The 16394-nt window shown below is 40.2% G+C and carries 17 protein-coding genes; 5 read left to right on the forward strand and 12 right to left on the reverse strand.

Annotated features, from left to right (window positions below):
• Positions 1-23: 23 nt before the first annotated feature.
• From acpP to F959_RS13800, 5 genes are all read right to left on the reverse strand, one after another.
• On the reverse strand, positions 24-260 hold the full coding sequence (gene acpP / locus F959_RS13780) for an acyl carrier protein (protein ID WP_004655272.1): 237 nt from the start codon (positions 258-260) through the stop codon (positions 24-26).
• Positions 261-346: 86 nt separating this feature from the next.
• Positions 347-1081: a 3-oxoacyl-ACP reductase FabG gene (gene fabG, locus F959_RS13785; RefSeq protein ID WP_004881160.1), complete on the reverse strand. Its 735-nt coding sequence runs from the start codon at positions 1079-1081 to the stop codon at positions 347-349.
• Entirely contained in the window at positions 1078-2064 is a 987-nt protein-coding gene (fabD, locus tag F959_RS13790) for an ACP S-malonyltransferase (RefSeq protein WP_004881162.1), read from the reverse strand. Before fabD ends, fabG begins: the two co-directional genes overlap by 4 nt.
• Before the next feature lie 197 nt (positions 2065-2261).
• Positions 2262-2447, reverse strand: a complete 186-nt coding sequence (rpmF, locus tag F959_RS13795; RefSeq protein ID WP_004638135.1) for a 50S ribosomal protein L32 — start codon at positions 2445-2447, stop codon at positions 2262-2264.
• 78 nt (positions 2448-2525) lie between these two features.
• Positions 2526-3086: a YceD family protein gene (locus F959_RS13800; RefSeq protein ID WP_004881163.1), complete on the reverse strand. Its 561-nt coding sequence runs from the start codon at positions 3084-3086 to the stop codon at positions 2526-2528.
• A gap of 96 nt (positions 3087-3182) precedes the next feature.
• Between F959_RS13800 and F959_RS13805 the strand changes: the two genes are divergently transcribed.
• Positions 3183-3845 (forward strand): elongation factor P hydroxylase, encoded by a 663-nt coding sequence (locus F959_RS13805; RefSeq protein ID WP_004881164.1) that lies wholly within the window; start codon positions 3183-3185, stop codon positions 3843-3845.
• Between the two features lie 89 nt (positions 3846-3934).
• The gene (locus F959_RS13810; protein ID WP_004881165.1) at positions 3935-4552 is read left to right on the forward strand and encodes an L-threonylcarbamoyladenylate synthase; all 618 of its coding nucleotides are present in this window, start codon (positions 3935-3937) and stop codon (positions 4550-4552) included.
• A 100-nt stretch (positions 4553-4652) separates the two neighbouring features.
• On the opposite strand, the gene F959_RS13815 is transcribed toward F959_RS13810, so the two are convergent.
• Entirely contained in the window at positions 4653-5135 is a 483-nt protein-coding gene (locus F959_RS13815) for a hypothetical protein (protein WP_004881167.1), read from the reverse strand.
• A 152-nt stretch (positions 5136-5287) separates the two neighbouring features.
• Positions 5288-6019, reverse strand: a complete 732-nt coding sequence (locus F959_RS13820) for a GNAT family N-acetyltransferase (protein ID WP_004881168.1) — start codon at positions 6017-6019, stop codon at positions 5288-5290.
• Positions 6020-6258: 239 nt separating this feature from the next.
• Here F959_RS13820 and F959_RS13825 point away from each other — a divergent pair, with 239 nt between their 5' ends.
• Genes F959_RS13825 through rluB form a run of 3 tightly spaced genes read left to right on the forward strand, consistent with a single transcriptional unit; the run spans position 6259 to position 8636 of the window.
• Complete coding sequence (locus F959_RS13825; RefSeq protein WP_004881170.1) at positions 6259-7053, forward strand: segregation and condensation protein A; 795 nt, start codon at positions 6259-6261, stop codon at positions 7051-7053.
• A complete protein-coding gene (scpB, locus tag F959_RS13830; protein ID WP_004881171.1) occupies positions 7050-7649 on the forward strand; it encodes an SMC-Scp complex subunit ScpB in 600 nt (199 codons plus the stop codon). Before F959_RS13825 ends, scpB begins: the two co-directional genes overlap by 4 nt.
• Before the next feature lie 42 nt (positions 7650-7691).
• Complete coding sequence (gene rluB, locus F959_RS13835) at positions 7692-8636, forward strand: 23S rRNA pseudouridine(2605) synthase RluB (RefSeq protein ID WP_004881173.1); 945 nt, start codon at positions 7692-7694, stop codon at positions 8634-8636.
• 51 nt (positions 8637-8687) lie between these two features.
• On the opposite strand, the gene F959_RS13840 is transcribed toward rluB, so the two are convergent.
• Genes F959_RS13840 through F959_RS13860 form a run of 5 tightly spaced genes read right to left on the reverse strand, consistent with a single transcriptional unit; the run spans position 8688 to position 16384 of the window.
• Entirely contained in the window at positions 8688-10418 is a 1731-nt protein-coding gene (locus F959_RS13840; protein WP_004881175.1) for an ABC transporter ATP-binding protein, read from the reverse strand.
• A gap of 14 nt (positions 10419-10432) precedes the next feature.
• Positions 10433-11575, reverse strand: coding sequence for an ABC transporter permease (locus tag F959_RS13845; protein ID WP_004881176.1), 1143 nt, complete (start codon positions 11573-11575; stop codon positions 10433-10435).
• An 8-nt stretch (positions 11576-11583) separates the two neighbouring features.
• The gene (locus tag F959_RS13850; protein ID WP_004881178.1) at positions 11584-12522 is read right to left on the reverse strand and encodes an ABC transporter permease; all 939 of its coding nucleotides are present in this window, start codon (positions 12520-12522) and stop codon (positions 11584-11586) included.
• A 12-nt stretch (positions 12523-12534) separates the two neighbouring features.
• Positions 12535-14550, reverse strand: a complete 2016-nt coding sequence (locus F959_RS13855; RefSeq protein ID WP_004881180.1) for a M3 family metallopeptidase — start codon at positions 14548-14550, stop codon at positions 12535-12537.
• Positions 14551-14572: 22 nt separating this feature from the next.
• The gene (locus F959_RS13860; RefSeq protein ID WP_004881181.1) at positions 14573-16384 is read right to left on the reverse strand and encodes an ABC transporter substrate-binding protein; all 1812 of its coding nucleotides are present in this window, start codon (positions 16382-16384) and stop codon (positions 14573-14575) included.
• Between the last annotated feature and the right edge of the window lie 10 nt (positions 16385-16394).

Below are 16394 nucleotides of genomic sequence, written 5' to 3' on the forward strand. Positions count from 1 at the left end.
TGGCTTTTGATCATGCAATATGATTAACCAAGTTTTTTGGTTACGTAATCAATTGCAGATTGAACAGTTGTGATTTCGTTTGAATCTTCATCTGGAATCGTGATGTCAAAATCATTTTCAAAAGACATTACAAGTTCAACCAAATCTAAAGAGTCAGCACCTAAGTCATCCATGAAAGATGCTTCGTTTTTAATCTCTTCAGCACGCATACCTAATTGTTCAGCTACTGCTTGTTTGATGCGTTGTTCGATATCGCTCACAGGAATTCTCCTCATTGCTTGTGGCGTTTTAATTTGCCACTAGTTTAATTGAATATAAAAATTTTTAAAAGTTTATACATCACCACTTAGGCCATGTATAAACCACCATTTACGTGTAAAACTGTACCAGTAATGTAACTTGCCTTATCGCTAGCAAGGAAACTCACTGCATCAGCAATATCTTGAGGTTCACCTAGACGATTTAAAGCGACTTGATCAGTCATTTTTTTACGAATCTCTTCGCTTAACTGATCAGTCATTTCAGTTGCAATAAAGCCTGGTGCAACACTATTTACTGTAATCTGACGACTACCCATCTCTTTTGCTAAGCTACGGCTAAACGCTTCAATACCAGCTTTGGCAGCTGAGTAATTTGCTTGACCAGGGTTAGCAAAGTGCGCAACAACAGAACTGATATTAATAATGCGCCCAAAACGAGCTTTGGTCATGCCTTTCAGCACACGCTTAGATAAGCGATAGACTGCTTTGAGATGGATATTGAGAATGTCATCCCAGTCATCTTCAGACATACGCAATAATAAATTGTCTTTGGTAATACCCGCATTGTTTACGAGAACCAAAACCGAACCGTATTTTTGTTCAATATCTGAAACAAGTGCATCAATCGCCTCGCCATCACGAACATCTAATACTTCACCTGCACCATTATCGGCAAAGCTCTCTGTGAGTTTTTGCGCGCCTGATTCAGAAGTGGCTGTACCAACTACAAAAAAACCGTCTTGAATGAGTTGCTGTGCAATTGCTGCGCCAATTCCTCGGCTTGCTCCTGTCACTAACGCAACTTTTCGTTGTTGTGTCATGCAATTTTTCCTTCTGCCACTAACACTGCGTTTAGGGCATCTTCCATACGAGCTTTGCTATCAATGGCAAAAGCTTTTTCTATGTTCGGTAATCGCTTTGCAAGATTGCTAAGTACAGTCCCTGGCCCACACTCAACCACATACTGAATACCTTGATCTTGTAGATATTGCATCGTCTTGGTCCATTGTACTGATTCGTACAATTGAGCCGTTAAAGCTTGACGCAACTGAGCAACATCTGTCGCGATTTCCGCGTTGACATTTTGTATTACAGGAAGGTGTGGTAGCTCAATGGCAGTTTGTTCCAAAGCTTCAGCAAACTTTTCTGCTGCTGGCTTCATCAATGTGCAATGAGACGGTACTGAAACTGGTAATGCGATTGCTTTACCTGATTGCTCTTTTGCTTCAGCCATCACTTGTTGAACCAAAGCTGCACTTCCAGCAATCACAACTTGACCTTGAGCATTGTAATTGGCCGCCTCAACTGAACCTTGTCCTGTAGCAGACGCTTTTTGGCAAAGCTCTATCACTTTTTCATCTGCCAAACCAAGAATCGCAGCCATTGCACCTTCACCTTGAGGAACAGCACTTTGCATTAACTTACCACGTAAATTAACCAACTTAACTGCATCTGCAAGCGTCATCGCTTCTGCCGCAACCAACGCACTGTATTCGCCAAGAGAGTGACCAGCCAAGTATTTTGGTGCGACCCCCCCAAGCTCTAACCAAACTCGCCACAATGCAATGCTTGCTGTAAGTAATACAGGCTGAGTATTCTCAGTTTGATCTAGACCTTCTCCACTTTGTGCGATATGCCAAAGATCAAAACCAAGCGCTTCAGACGCCTCAGCAAAAGTTTCTTGAACCACACTAAATTGCTCAGCAAGTTCAGCTAACATACCTACTTTTTGTGAACCCTGACCAGGAAAAACAAATGCAGTTTTTGTTGCTTGAGCAGCCTGCTCAAGTCGTTTAGTCGACATATAAAAATCCTTCAAATGGTCTATCGCCAATTTCATCAACACTCATGATTTTACATGAGAATGACAACAGACTCTTTCCCGATGCGGCAATTTACCATTGATTAAATCGTTTTATAATTGCGAAAAACAACAAAAAAGGGAGCTTTCGCTCCCATTTTTTTTATACTTTAAGCTAACGCTTAATGCATATGACTCAATTATTCAGCATCAGCTGCTTTAGCGAATAATTGACGACCACGGTAAATACCGTCTTTAGTCACGTGGTGACGACGATGAGTTTCACCAGTAGTTTGGTCTACAGATAATGCATTCTCGGTTAAAGCGTCATGTGAACGGCGCATGTCACGGCGAGAGCGACTTTTACGGTTTTGCTGAACGGCCATGATGGCTCCTTACAAAGATCGAAAAATGGATCAGAAAAAATTCAGTTGTCTTAACTCAACATAATAACACAAATTGTGTTATGAGTTAAGTTTGCCTTTCAAACTTGCCAAAACATCAAACGGGTTATCCCGCTTTTCTTCGACAACTTCCTGAACGACAGGTTGATGTTTATGCTCACAAACATCATGTTTGGGAGATAGAGGCATCAACAATAACAATTCATCTTCTAGCAATGCGAGTAAATCAATCGAAGCAGGTGTATCAAAATCACCTTTTTTCGAAGATTCACTTTCACCTAAAACGATGAAATCAGCATCCTCATCCAAGCGCTCTATCAGTGACTCATCATCAATCAAAGCTAAACGAACATCTAAAACAAGCGGAGTCTCAACAGTATCCAAGCAACGTTGGCATTCCATCGGAACTTTTGTTTCAACATGTGCATCTAACCATACAATGCGATGATAGGCATCCATTGATAGCTTACAGTCTATGTTGATCAATTGATCATTAATTGATCCAACAGCTTCACGAGCGATACGAGCAAAGCGAGACAATGGCAGTGTGCCTGACCATGTAAAGCCCTGTTCAGCCCATTTAAACGGCTCAATCTGTGCCGGAAAGGTATTTGCTGACATAATTAAGGCGGCAATTCTACAAATTCATCGGTACTCTGTCAAAGATTAAGATACAATTTTGCACTTCTTTAGACAGAACTCGGGGTAAATTAAGCAATGCACCTGTTGCAGCCGCAACTTGAAGTAACAACTTCATTACTTGTTAGCACCCATTCAACATCTGTTCCTGCATTAACGCCCGATCAAGTGCAACGTTCATCTTGGCAAAAGTTAACAACAGAAGCAGAACAAGTTGATTGGCTTATTTTACACTTTAATCACTGGTTTTCCCACCATAATGTCACGCTTGTTAAAGGTGATTTTGAACCAGAATATTTCCCAGCAACTTTAGAACATCCCGCAAGAATCCAATTTGCGCATGGTTTTTTTAATAGCGCTCTGCATGAAATCAGTCATTGGACGATTTCTGGAGCACAACGTCGACTATTACCAGACCTTGGTTATTGGTACGCACCAGATGGTCGAAGTGCAGAACAACAAGCGTTATTTGAACAGGTGGAAATTAAACCACAAGCGATAGAATGGTTATTTGCGATTGCATTTGGTCGTAAATTTCGCGTGTCTCTCGACAATCTGACAGGTGATGGCGGAAATGGACAGCATTTTAAAGACAATGTTTTTATGCAAGTTCAACGTTATTTTTCTGGTGAAGCAAAATTGCCTCTTGATGCGGCACATTTTATTCATTACATCTGTATCTGTACTCGCAATGGAAAGCCATTACAACTTGATGAATTTAAACGTGAATCGCTGAATTAAATGACAAAATTACCACAGCAAACACTTGCATCTCAGCAGCAACAAGTTTCATACTCAATTTAACGGTATATCAATCAGGGAGTTTAATCATGTTACATCTACATATTCATCCTGAGAATCCACAAGCTCGTCTGATTACTCAAGCCGTTGACCGTATTCGTGCTGGTGATGTCGTTGTCTATCCAACAGATGCAGCCTATGCGATTGGTTGCCAAATCGGAAATAAGAATGCAATGGAGCGAATTGCACAAATTCGTGGCTTAGGCCCAAAGCATCAATATGCAATTATGTGTTGTGACTTGTCTGATATTGCCACATATGCCAAAGTCGACAATGCGATGTATCGACTCCTCAAGAACAACACCCCTGCCGTAACCACTTTTATCCTGCCTGCAACAAGTGAAGTTCCTAAGCGATTGATGCATCCAAAGAAAAAAACCATAGGTTTACGTATTCCAAGTAATCCAATTGCTCAAGCGTTACTGCAAGAACTCGGGGAACCGTTATTGACCAGTACATTAATTTTACCTGATCAAAAAGATCCACTTGATGATCCTTACGATATTGAAAATCAGTTAGGCAAACGTATTGATGTATTTATTGATGGTGGTTTTGGCACTTTATCAACTACCAGTATCGTAGATTTATCGGGTGAAAACCCAGAAATCGTTCGTCGTGGCGTCGGTGATGTCAGTGCGTTTGAATAACAATATTGAGGTTAGCAGCCTAAAACTAAAAGCGTTTTAAACTGCTAAAATAAGTTAAAAAGATTTTTTAATTATTTTTAATAGATTAAAGACTAATATGCTATGAAATACTTTGCTTTAAATTTATAAATTCAGGGCACTGTGACAAGACTTGCTTATGTTCAAGCAAAATGTCACCTAAACGATTTTTTGCAATATATGTCATTGTTATATTATCTTCCTCAATAACATTAACGATTGCTTTAGCGCGATCTTTATATTTATCATCTTGATCGGATACCTCAGAAAAATAACGACATATCAATTTTTGGCTATTCTCTGCTAACTTTGACTTAATTTGAGTTTCTATATTCTTCGGTAAATCAGCAGTAAAACTCATATATAAGAAAATATTTGGATATTGATTCAAAATATCTCCTTTGATTGGCAAACCTCTAATTTCTTCTTGCATTTTTTCATCAAATACAAGGCTTTTAAGTTCGTTACGCTGCTGTTCCTCAAATTCATGCTGCCAATATTTTTCTGTACCAAAATATAATGCACCAATAATTACCAAACCAATTGTAATAAATTTGATATTCATACGACCCCAAATGATTTAACTTATAGTAATGAAATTAAAAATTATTTATAGCTGCATTATTAATAAATTATGTCGAAAGACAATAAAAATCATATTAAAATTTTAAAACCATTTTATATTTCCGACAGACAACAAAAAGGCTATTATTTCGATCATAAACTTTCAAATACTGACATGAAATCAGATAAACGCTTTTTCTGAATACCATTTGCATCAAAATTTTCTGAATTTAGCCAATGTTGATAAGCTTGCTCTAAATCAGACCATTCTTCATCAATGATTGAAAACCATGCGGTGTTTCTATTACGCCCTTTGACGATACGATCTTGTCTAAATAGTCCTTCGTATTGAAAACCAAAGCGCCAGGCCGCTGCTTTAGATGGTTGATTCGTGTCATCACATTTCCATTCAACACGTCGAAATCCTTGCTTAAAACATTGTTGTAATAATAAAAAGATAACTTCTGTTGCAGCTTTTGATTGTTTCATTTTATGTGAAAAATAAACATTACCTATTTCAATAACGCCATGCTCAAGCCTAGGATTTAACAACGCAATCCATCCATGAACTTCTCCGTTCACTTCAAGCAAAAAATGCGTTGAATCTTTAAATCCAAAAAGATTGACTAAAGACTGTTTTAGCATCTCTCGATCAGAAGGAGGTTGATATGGAAGATAAGTCCAACACCCATCATTTGGTTCAGTGGCTACACACTCCCAAATTTGATCTATTGCAAGCTCAGTCAGATCATTTAAAGTGTTCAACAACCTTACACTATGCCCAAACAAATTGGTTTGTAGTTGCTGACATACAATAGGGTTATCAATGGAATAGCCGACTTCCTGACCAAGTAAATTTTGCTGCGTTTTTAAGTAATTTTTCATTGGAATTTATGGTTTAGCATCATTTCAGTATTTAATTTAACCATAAATTATATCTATGACCTATGCGATAGTGCATAAACACAAAAAATACCCTAAGAAGCTTAAGGTTTTTGTAAGTGAGTAATTTATTAAATGAGGCATTTCGATTAGAATAGCGTAGCTCTTTGCGGCTTGTGTCATCTCAAGCACACAAAAAATCTCTTTCATGCTTTTGAAAATTCGCGTGGCTTATAACGGTAATGAACCAAATTCTTCCCTCTACATCGGAGTTAACTCCTTCCATTCGCGTGCTCGACGAGTGGCAAGAAGTCATACCTGAAGATTTGTACATTCCCCCTGCTGCGTTCGAAATTTTACTTGAACAATTTGAAGGGCCTTTAGACTTCTTGATTTATTTGATCCAAAAGAATGGCTTTGATTTACTACAGTTAGATATTTCTCCGATTGCGACTCAATATCTTTCATACATGGATAGTATGAAGTCACTCAATATCGAGTTGACCGCAGATTATATGGTGATGGCGGCTTTATTGGCTGATCTAAAATCTCGTCTGCTATTACCGAAACCAACAGCAATCGATCAATTTGAAAAAGACCCCAAACAAGAACTGATTGATCGTCTAGAAACCTATTTACGCATCAAACAAGCTGCTGAAAGACTCGGTCAAATGCCAATTTTTGAGCGGGATACCTTTAGTACCAATGTCAGTATCGGTCATATTGCTCCAATTTATGAAGGTTATGATGTCGAAGCTTTGCATGATGCATTATTTTGTGTTTTTAATCGTCCAGAACCTGTTACGCATGTTGTTGCACAAGAGCCAGTTTTACTTGAAGAACGAATTGCATTTATTGAAAGCCAATTGGCATCAGGCGAAGCACTCAGTTTTATTGAACTATTAAATCCCAAGCAAGGTCGTATGGGAATGGTTGTGACATTTATGGCGGTTCTTGAACTCACCCGTCAACAAAGAATCCAAATTATTCATACAGGTATTGAAGCTCCTTTAACCATTCAAGGAGTTGCTGCATGAGTTTAGATCAATTTGATGCCAATGAAGGAATGTCTTTAGAAGATATTCATCATGATGTATTGCTACAAATTGAAGCGATTTTATTTGCCAGTGACTCACCAGTTTCTCTTGCAAGACTAAAAGAAGCTTTTCAAAACCAATATAATAAACAGCAATTACGTACATTTTTGCAGCAACTTGCGATGTTGCAACATGGCCGTTCAATTGAACTGATTGAAACTGCACAAGGCTTTCGCTTTCAGGTTCGAGCAAAATATCGAAATATTATTGCTCAAGTGTGGCCTGAACGCCCAACGAAACTATCACCATCGTTACTCGAAACAGTTGCTGTGATTGCTTATCATCAGCCTGTAACTCGTGCAGATATTGAACAAATTCGTGGTGTATCAAATAATAGTCAAAATTTAAGAACGTTATTTGACTGGAACTGGATCAAAGAGTCTGGTTTTAGAGATTTGCCTGGAAGACCTGCGTTGTTAGTGACAACGCCCCAATTTTTAAATGCTTTTGGTTTAGCCTCGCTAGGTCAATTGCCTCCCCTACAGAACGCCAAGGAAGCATTCATGGCACTTGACGCGCATGCGCCGAAGTCCTGAGAAAGGTGAACTGTTGATCATTATGTCTAAGGTTGTGCTGTCATGAGTGAAAAATTACAAAAGGTGTTAGCGAGAGTCGGTCTTGGCTCGCGTCGCTATATGGAGGAAGTCATTGCTGCTGGTCGTGTCAGCATCAATGGTAAAATTGCGCAAGTCGGCGAACGTATCGAACCAACAGATGAACTTCGTATCGATGGTCGTAAAGTACAATTCCAAGTTGAAGACGAAATTCGTCGACGCGTTTTAATTTACTATAAGCCTGAAGGTGAAATTTGCTCACGCAACGATCCTGAAAAGCGTCCAACTGTATTTGATCATTTACCTCAAATTGCCAATGATCGTTGGGTGATGGTTGGTCGTCTCGATATTAACAGTACAGGTCTTTTGCTATTCACAAATGATGGTGAACTTGCAAACCGTTTAATGCACCCTTCAAATGAAGTTGAGCGTGAATACGCTGTACGTGTTATGGGTGAAGTCACTCCGCAAATTCGCAACAACATGCTGAAAGGCGTGGAACTTGAAGATGGGCCAGCAAAATTTGAGTCATTCTCTGAAATTGGTGGTGACGGTATCAACCGCTGGTATCAAGTGGTTGTAAAAGAAGGTCGTAACCGTGAAGTACGTCGTATCTTTGAATCACAAAGCTTAAAAGTAAGCCGTCTATTACGTACCCGTTACGGTACAGTGATTCTGCCACGCGAACTGCGTACTGGTCGTTGGATGGAGCTGGATAAAACGGATATTGATAACTTAGCGAAATCAGTTGAGTTAAAACCGCGTCAAGGTACAGGTTTATTTGGTATGGCAAAACGTCGTACTGAACGTATGACAGATAAGCCAATGGCAGCTCGTCGTGGTGGTTATTTACGCCAACAACGTCGTGATGATGAACAAGATCAACCACAACAACGTTCAAGTGGTAATGGCAATAATAGTAACGGTCGTAAAACGATTGGTTTCAATAAAGGTTTTAAGAAGTTTTAATCCTTTGTACTGATATAAAAAACGCTCTTATTAGAGCGTTTTTTATTGCTGTTAATGCGTTGAAGTCACCCCTTGAGGAATCGCATTGAGTAACTTCTTCGTATATTCATGCTGTGGATGTAGATATAACTCATCTGAATTGGCAATCTCAACCAATTCGCCATGATTCATTACCATCACTTGATCCGAAATATATTTCACAACGGATAAATCATGTGAAATAAAGATATAGCTCAAACCGAATTCATCCTGTAAATCTTGCAGTAAGTTCAACACCTGAGCTTGTACCGATACATCCAACGCTGAAACGGATTCATCACAAATCAGAATCTCAGGCTTTAAAGTTAAGCATCGTGCAATCGCAATACGCTGACGCTGACCACCCGAAAATTCATGTGGATAACGATCAAAAGCTTGAGCAGGTAAACTGACGCGCTCTAATAACTCTAAAGCAATTTTCTTACGTTCCGTATCGTCTTGACCAATGCCATGAATACGCATCGGCTCAAGTAGAATCTGCCCAATCGTAAAACGTGGATTAAGCGATGCATAAGGATTTTGAAAAATGATCTGTATTTTCCGTTGATACTGAGCAAACTCTTTCTCAGACATTGCCAAAATATCTTTTCCATCGATTAAGACTTGACCACTAGTTGCTTCATGCAAACGCATTAACAATAGACCTATGGTGGTTTTACCTGAACCCGACTCCCCGACTAGCCCTAAGGTTTTACCCTTTGCCAGTTGAAAAGACACGCCTTTAACTGCTTGAAACTCATCACGTCCCCATAGCCCTTTACGACTATAAAAAGACTTTTTCAAATTTTTTACATCCAACACAATCGGTTCTTCACCTGTCACACCGCGTGTGCGCTCTTGCAAGTGGAAGGTCGATAAATTAATCGCCTCAACCAATTCACCATTTTCCTGTTTCATAAAGTCACTGGTCACAGGTAAACGATAAGGACGAGCTGATAACTGAGGACGACAATGCAATAAAGCGCGTGTATAAACGTCATTTGGTTGTTCGAGCACCTGCTTGGCTTCGCCACATTCACGAATTTCACCGTGACGCATTACAATCACTTGATCGGCAATTTCACCGACCAATGCCAAATCATGAGTGATGAACAGCATCGACATTTGACGGCGTTGGCGTAGTGACTCTAATAAATCAATAATTTGCTTTTGAATGGTCACGTCGAGTGCAGTGGTCGGTTCATCGGCAATCAACAATTTCGGTTCACAAGCAATCGCCATTGCGATCATAATCCGCTGCTGTTGACCACCTGATAGCTGGCTTGGATAAGCATCTATCTTGGTCTCAGGTGACGGAATCCCCACCTCTTTTAACAACTCAAGTACGCGCGCTCGTGCTTGTTTACGCCCCATGCCAAGATGAATTCGTAACACTTCAGCAATTTGATCGCCAACCGTAAAAACAGGATTCAAAGAAGACATCGGCTCTTGGAAAATCATGGCAATTTCTTTACCACAAATATTCCGAATTTCACTCATAGAAAGATTTAACAAGTCTTTGTCTTCAAATGTAATTCGGCTTTGCGTCGCAATTTGACTCTGACCTTTGGGTAACAAGCCCATGATTGCAAGCGAGGTTACGGATTTACCACTTCCCGACTCTCCGACCAAAGCGACTGTTTTATTTTTAGGAATCGAAAATGAAATGCCTTTGACCGTTTCAATCCACTGTTTATTTTCACCCTTAAAACTGACATGAAGATTTTCGACATTTAATAGCGTTTCTTGATCATGATGATTCATCTTATTTCACTCCGCTATTTCAGTTTAGGGTCTAATGCATCACGTAATGCATCAGTGAACATTGAAAATGCTGTCACCAATACTGCCATTGCAATCGATGCAGCTGCCAATTGCCACCATTTCCCTAAGATCAACTCACTTTGCGCTTCATTCAACATACTGCCCCATGACACCACGCCAACAGGGACACCAAAACCCAAGAAACTCAAGATCACTTCTGATTTGATAAATGCGACAACTAAAATTGAAATCTGCACTAAGGCAATATGGCTAACGTTTGGAAAGATATGTACAAACATACGACGTAAATGACTCACACCAATCGCTTTGGCAGCAAGGACATATTCACGTGACTTATGTTTCATGTATTCTGCCCTGATGAGACGAAATACACCTGTCCAGCCTGTCAAACCTAAGATCAGGACAATTGACAAAATTCCTTTTTGTTGAAGTACTGCAGCAATTGCAAGAACCAAGAGTAAATAAGGAATGGAGGTGAAAATGTTGTAGAACCAGTTCAAGACATCATCCACCCAACCACCAAAGTAACCCGCAATTGCCCCCAAAAATGTACCGATGACAACAGCAAGCAAAGCCGATAACAATCCTACAAGAATAGAAGTTTCTGCACCTTTAATGGTTTTCAATAGAACATCTTGTCCCCATTTATCAGCCCCAAATGGCAAGGTTTGTTTAAGTTCGACTTGTTGATCAAGTAAATGTCCATCAAGTTGCTGATCAATCGCTTGCATATCTTCTGCGAGTGGATCGACCACACCATAATAATCAACTGGTGAACCTGTTTTTTGCTCTTTAGCAATTTCAGCATTTAATTCATGAATCACATCTTTTAAAGGATCAACAGGATTCTCTGGTAAAGCTTCAATCACCTCAGTTTTTTGCTCAGCCTGATTATCGCTCTTATCTGCACCGATGAAACTCGGGGGTGCGTAACTTACCGCAACCTCTTTATTCCAGTCTGAAGCAATCACACCCGTCACAGACAAAATCAACACCAAGAAATAGCACAACACCACGAATAAAGAAGCCATCGCAATACGATCTGCTTTTAAACGTCGCATTGCTAACTGCCATAATCCTGACGAAGCTGTGTCAGATGAAGTAGCTGCCTTTTTTTTCAATAATATACTCAGCATATTCCCACCTACTTCAACTGCACACGTGGATCAATCAATTTATAGACCAGATCTGCGATGAGATTAAAAATCATCGTTGCTGCGGCGACATACACGGTAATCGCTTTAATCACAGGGAAATCACTACGCTCAACCGCAATAATCACTTCCCGCCCAATTCCCGGAATCCCAAAGAAACGCTCAATCAAAAATGCACCGATCAATAATGCTGGCAAAGTTGCCATCACATCTGTCACGATTGGAATAGATGCATTACGCAGCACGTGTACACCAAATACACGGCGCTCACTCACCCCTTTAGCACGCGCGGTACGAACATAGTCCTGATTGACTTCATCTAATACAAAACTGCGGTATAAACGTAGAGTTGGAGCAATACTCACCACCAACATAATCAGAATAGGTAATAGTGAATATTTGAATAAATTTTCAGTAAAACGATCACTCCACCCTTGAACTGGAAACCAACTCAACTGATAAGCAAAGAAATATTGAAAAACAATGATATAAACTAAGATACTGATCGACATGCCTATCGTGCACATCATCATCACCATACGATCAGTCAAGCTGCCACGAACCGCAGAAACAGCCAGCGCAAGAATGATTGAGATCACGGTTTGAAGCACCACCAACGGGATCAATAAGGTCAGTGATGGTCCTAAACGCGTCATAATGATTTGAGATACAGATTCACCTGTACTCCAACTCACCCCATAATCAAAGGTCAATATCTGCTTAATGAAAATCCATAGCTGAACGTAATAAGGTTGATCAATACCGAGCTGCTGTCGGATATTTTCGATCTGTTCTGGATTCGACATTTTCCCTGCCAAGATATAGGCTGGATCGCCCCCAACCCAGTTAAACAGGAAGAAAATCAGCAGTACAACCCCAAGCATGGTCGGGATCATCTGCCATATACGTCGTATGATATATGCCAGCATAAAGATGCTCCCTTATTTCACTCGTTGACCTGTAATTTCATCAAAGAAAGCTTTGTTATCAGGTTTTCGCCCAAGAAAATCTTCAACGAGTGCTTGTGCTGGTTTTTGACTACCTTGAGATAAAATCGTTTGTCGGTAGCGTTGCCCTACTTCTGGATTATTTAGGTTATTTCCAAAAGCTGACAACATATCTAAAGCCATCACTTCAGACCACATATAGCCATAGTAGCCAACTTGATAGCCACCCATGATGTGACCAAACTGCCCCGGAAACTCTGTCGTTGGTACATAACCCAGTGCTGTTGCACTTTCCATTTTTTTCCAAACATCTAAAGGCTGTACTTTTAAAGCATCGCTGCCATGTAACGCCATATCATATTGTGCATAGAGTGCCTGACGTGCATAACGTAAACCACGACCATAATTGTGCACTGCATTTAACTTCGTAATTAAAGCATCATCTACACGAGGGCAAGCGGGTTTACAGTAATCAGCAACTTTAGACAGTGTTTCTTTACGTCTCGCCCACTCTTCATACATCTGCGAAGGTGCTTCAACAAAGTCGCGTTCCACTGAAGTGCCTGATTGAGAGGAATAGCGTGTGTTGGATAAAATGCCATGCAAGGCATGTCCAAACTCATGTACAAAGGTTTCTAACTCATCGCTATTTAACCCTTTACGGTTAAAGTTAGTGACTAAAGCAGAAATCGGTTTACGTTGTGTGAGTGTGCTGCCGCCATAAACGCCCCATACCGCAGCGTGTCCATACTTTCCTTCGCGTGGAAATTTATCCATATAAAGTCCACCCAAAAGCTTCCCTGTTTTGGCATCAGTGACGTCGTAATATTCAACTTCATCTTGCCAAGCAGCCACTTTCACGGGTTTAAATTCGATGCCATATAAATTAGATGAAATTGCAAATAACCAATCTTGTGCAGCTTGAGTTGGAAAATAATCACGTAACTGTTCTTGATCAACTTGATACTCAGCTTTGCGTAATTTTTCACTCCAATACGCTTCGCTCCATCGTTCAATTGTGGCTTGCTCAAGTGGGATATTTAAAGTTTTGGCTTTGAACGCACGTAAAGTATCGACTTCTTTTTGTTCTAAAGGTGCAACTGTGGCGTGAACATCGGCTAGAAACTTGTTAACAGCTTCTGGTGTTTTTGCCATACGTTTTTGTAATACCCACTCAGCATAGTTTGCCTTGCCAAACAATTGCGCAAGTTCATATCGCAAATCCATCGCTTGCTTGAGTAAGGCTAAATTCTTTTCTCCACCACGACGAGTGAATGCTATTTGATAACGTTTACGCGCATCATCATTGTCCGCCAATTCCATAAATGGGCGATATTCAGGATATTCGAAACCGAGTAAATAGTTACCTTTATCATTTTTCTTTAAACCGTCAATATAACTTTGCGGTAATCCTTTGAGTTCATCTGGGGTGAATTCAAGTTTTTCCTGATTATCACGGACATTACGGGCATATTCTTGCTCAATTTTTGTGAGTTCATCCAAGATCGCTTTTAAGCGTTTTTGCTTAGCCGCTGGTAACTGAATGCCCGTTTTTTCAAAGTCATAGAGAATGTCATCGCGGAATTTAGTATCAATTGCATCCGATGCTTTTAGCTTTTTAAATTGCTGATATAGTTTTGGGTTTTGCAAAATATCGGTTTGGAACTGGCTGATTTTAATTTCACAGTCATCAGATGCTTTGCGCACGGCCTCATCGGGAGAAACATTGCTATATAAGCCAATCGGGCCATAGAAGTCTTCAAAAGATGCAAAAATACGATCCCATTCAGCAAGCACAGGTGCAGCAGGAGCATCTTGCTTTAATTTTAATGTCTCCAAGTTCTTCAACTGATTTTTGACTTCATTAATTTTCTCATCACAGAGCACTGGAATGTCTTTGGCTTGAAATTGAGGTAAGGTCTGACGAACAGCCGTTTCAGCAACAGCAATTTGGCTTGCTCCGATTGCACATAGACATAATGTGGTCAATTTGAATGTTTGATTTTTCATCACTACTCCAGTTTTTTAATTTCTATTTCTTCATGTCAATATCGATGTACATCCATTCAGCAGGCAGAATGGGATGCTTTTTAAATCCAATTACGCGAGGTTGCGCCAGAATATTTCGATAACGAGCGCCAATGACCTGTACAGGCATATACACTTCTAGTACCCGTGACATCTTGCGATATAAAGCATCACGCTCAGGTCCAGGTGCCATTTTCTGTGTCTGCTCATATAAACGATCAAACTCAGGAATACTGGTACAACTGTTATTACTGGCATGAATATTTTTGCTATAGAACAGCTGCATAAAATTATCAGCATCAGGATAATCAGCGATCCAAGCAGATGTTTTAAACATGGTTTTACACTGTTTTTCTAACTTTAATGCTTCTGAAAAAGGTAAAGATTGTGTCGTCATTTGGATCTTTAGACTATCCAAGATTTTCTTCCAGTACTCAGCTTGTTGTTGACTACGCAAACTATTTCCACTCACCGTCATTTCAATGACTAAGGGCTTACCATTCGGCAAAGTTCGCCAACCATTTGCCCCCACTTTATAGTGATAGCGATCTAACAATAAATTCGCGGCTTTGACTGAATAAGGAATACTACTTCTATAATTTGGGTCATACCCCACAATTCCTTCTGGGATCAGGGCTTGTAGTTTTTTTGCATCGCCTTTTTGCAAGATATTGATATAGTTATCCGCGGAAAAAGCCATCGACATCGCACGGCGAAGTGCAATTTTCTCTTTACTCATTCCACCGACAACAGGGTTTTGCATATTCCAATAGTGATAATCAATTGAAGGATCAACAATCCGAGACAGTTGCACGCCTTTTTTAACTAATTCAGGTTTAAGCTTTCCTTCCTTTATGGCTTGGGAAACAAGCTCGCCCTCTAATTGAAATAGATCGACTTCATCTTTGCTAAACGACAACCAACGAGACTGCCCCTCTTCCATCACTTGTATATCAATCACACCAATTTGTGGCATTTGCTTGCCTTGCATGGCTTTAACGATCTTTTCATCATCCGCTGAGCTTGCTTTAAAGTTCCACACAAAACTTCTAAAGTCGGGATTGGCTTTTAAAATAATCCGTGAACCCGGCGTCCAGCTCGACAGCATATAAGGCCCTGTGCCTATAGGATGTCCCATCGCAAAGCCAGCTTTGTTTCGATATTTTTCAATCACTACTCGTGCAACAGCACCAGCAGGCTGATGTGCCAATAACATCGGAAAGTTTTGATCAGGGCTAGTTAGGCGAATCACCAAAGTGTACCGATCAGGCATTTGCAAACCAGCAACAGGCTGATCGTAATCAAACTTCCCTGTTTTTTGCGCTTTCTTCTGTAAGGCTTCCATCCCAACGATCCGCCCATCCAACAACCAACTATTTGGTGAACGCAATGTTGGATCAAGCAAACGTTTGAATGTGTAAGCATAATCTGCAGCTGTCAGCTCTCGTTTTTTACCTTTGAACGCGGGATCATCGGCAAAATAAATACCCTTTTTCACACGAATGGTATAGGTCAAACCATCTGCACTGACTTCAGGTAAAGCCACTGCCGTTCGAGGTACTAATTTTGCAGGTGAAGCCAAATAATCATAAGTAAATAGCGTTTCAAAAATCGAACCATTGACATGTGCCGAATACAGATCATGCACACCAGCTGGGTCAAACCCTGTTTCGGCAACAGGAAATACATAGCGCAAAACCTTATTCGGATCTGCTGGGCTTTTAGCCTCAGTCCATGCTGCACTTAAGCTGATAGAGCTACCAATCAAAAGCGCTAAGGCATAGCGAGGTAAAGAAAGCTTAAACTTTTGCTTCATCATAAACTCA

It is taken from the genome of Acinetobacter venetianus RAG-1 = CIP 110063, assembly GCF_000368585.1.
GTDB lineage: Bacteria > Pseudomonadota > Gammaproteobacteria > Pseudomonadales > Moraxellaceae > Acinetobacter > Acinetobacter venetianus.

Coding starts and splice junctions, on each gene's coding strand:
- fabG (WP_004881160.1), bottom strand. CDS start 1,081: ATGACACAACAACGAAAAGTTGCGTTAGTGACAGGAGCAAGCCGAGGA.
- fabD (WP_004881162.1), bottom strand. CDS start 2,064: ATGTCGACTAAACGACTTGAGCAGGCTGCTCAAGCAACAAAAACTGCA.
- rpmF (WP_004638135.1), bottom strand. CDS start 2,447: ATGGCCGTTCAGCAAAACCGTAAAAGTCGCTCTCGCCGTGACATGCGC.
- F959_RS13800 (WP_004881163.1), bottom strand. CDS start 3,086: ATGTCAGCAAATACCTTTCCGGCACAGATTGAGCCGTTTAAATGGGCT.
- F959_RS13805 (WP_004881164.1), top strand. CDS start 3,183: ATGCACCTGTTGCAGCCGCAACTTGAAGTAACAACTTCATTACTTGTT.
- F959_RS13810 (WP_004881165.1), top strand. CDS start 3,935: ATGTTACATCTACATATTCATCCTGAGAATCCACAAGCTCGTCTGATT.
- F959_RS13815 (WP_004881167.1), bottom strand. CDS start 5,135: ATGAATATCAAATTTATTACAATTGGTTTGGTAATTATTGGTGCATTA.
- F959_RS13820 (WP_004881168.1), bottom strand. CDS start 6,019: ATGAAAAATTACTTAAAAACGCAGCAAAATTTACTTGGTCAGGAAGTC.
- F959_RS13825 (WP_004881170.1), top strand. CDS start 6,259: ATGAACCAAATTCTTCCCTCTACATCGGAGTTAACTCCTTCCATTCGC.
- scpB (WP_004881171.1), top strand. CDS start 7,050: ATGAGTTTAGATCAATTTGATGCCAATGAAGGAATGTCTTTAGAAGAT.
- rluB (WP_004881173.1), top strand. CDS start 7,692: ATGAGTGAAAAATTACAAAAGGTGTTAGCGAGAGTCGGTCTTGGCTCG.
- F959_RS13840 (WP_004881175.1), bottom strand. CDS start 10,418: ATGAATCATCATGATCAAGAAACGCTATTAAATGTCGAAAATCTTCAT.
- F959_RS13845 (WP_004881176.1), bottom strand. CDS start 11,575: ATGCTGAGTATATTATTGAAAAAAAAGGCAGCTACTTCATCTGACACA.
- F959_RS13850 (WP_004881178.1), bottom strand. CDS start 12,522: ATGCTGGCATATATCATACGACGTATATGGCAGATGATCCCGACCATG.
- F959_RS13855 (WP_004881180.1), bottom strand. CDS start 14,550: ATGAAAAATCAAACATTCAAATTGACCACATTATGTCTATGTGCAATC.
- F959_RS13860 (WP_004881181.1), bottom strand. CDS start 16,384: ATGAAGCAAAAGTTTAAGCTTTCTTTACCTCGCTATGCCTTAGCGCTT.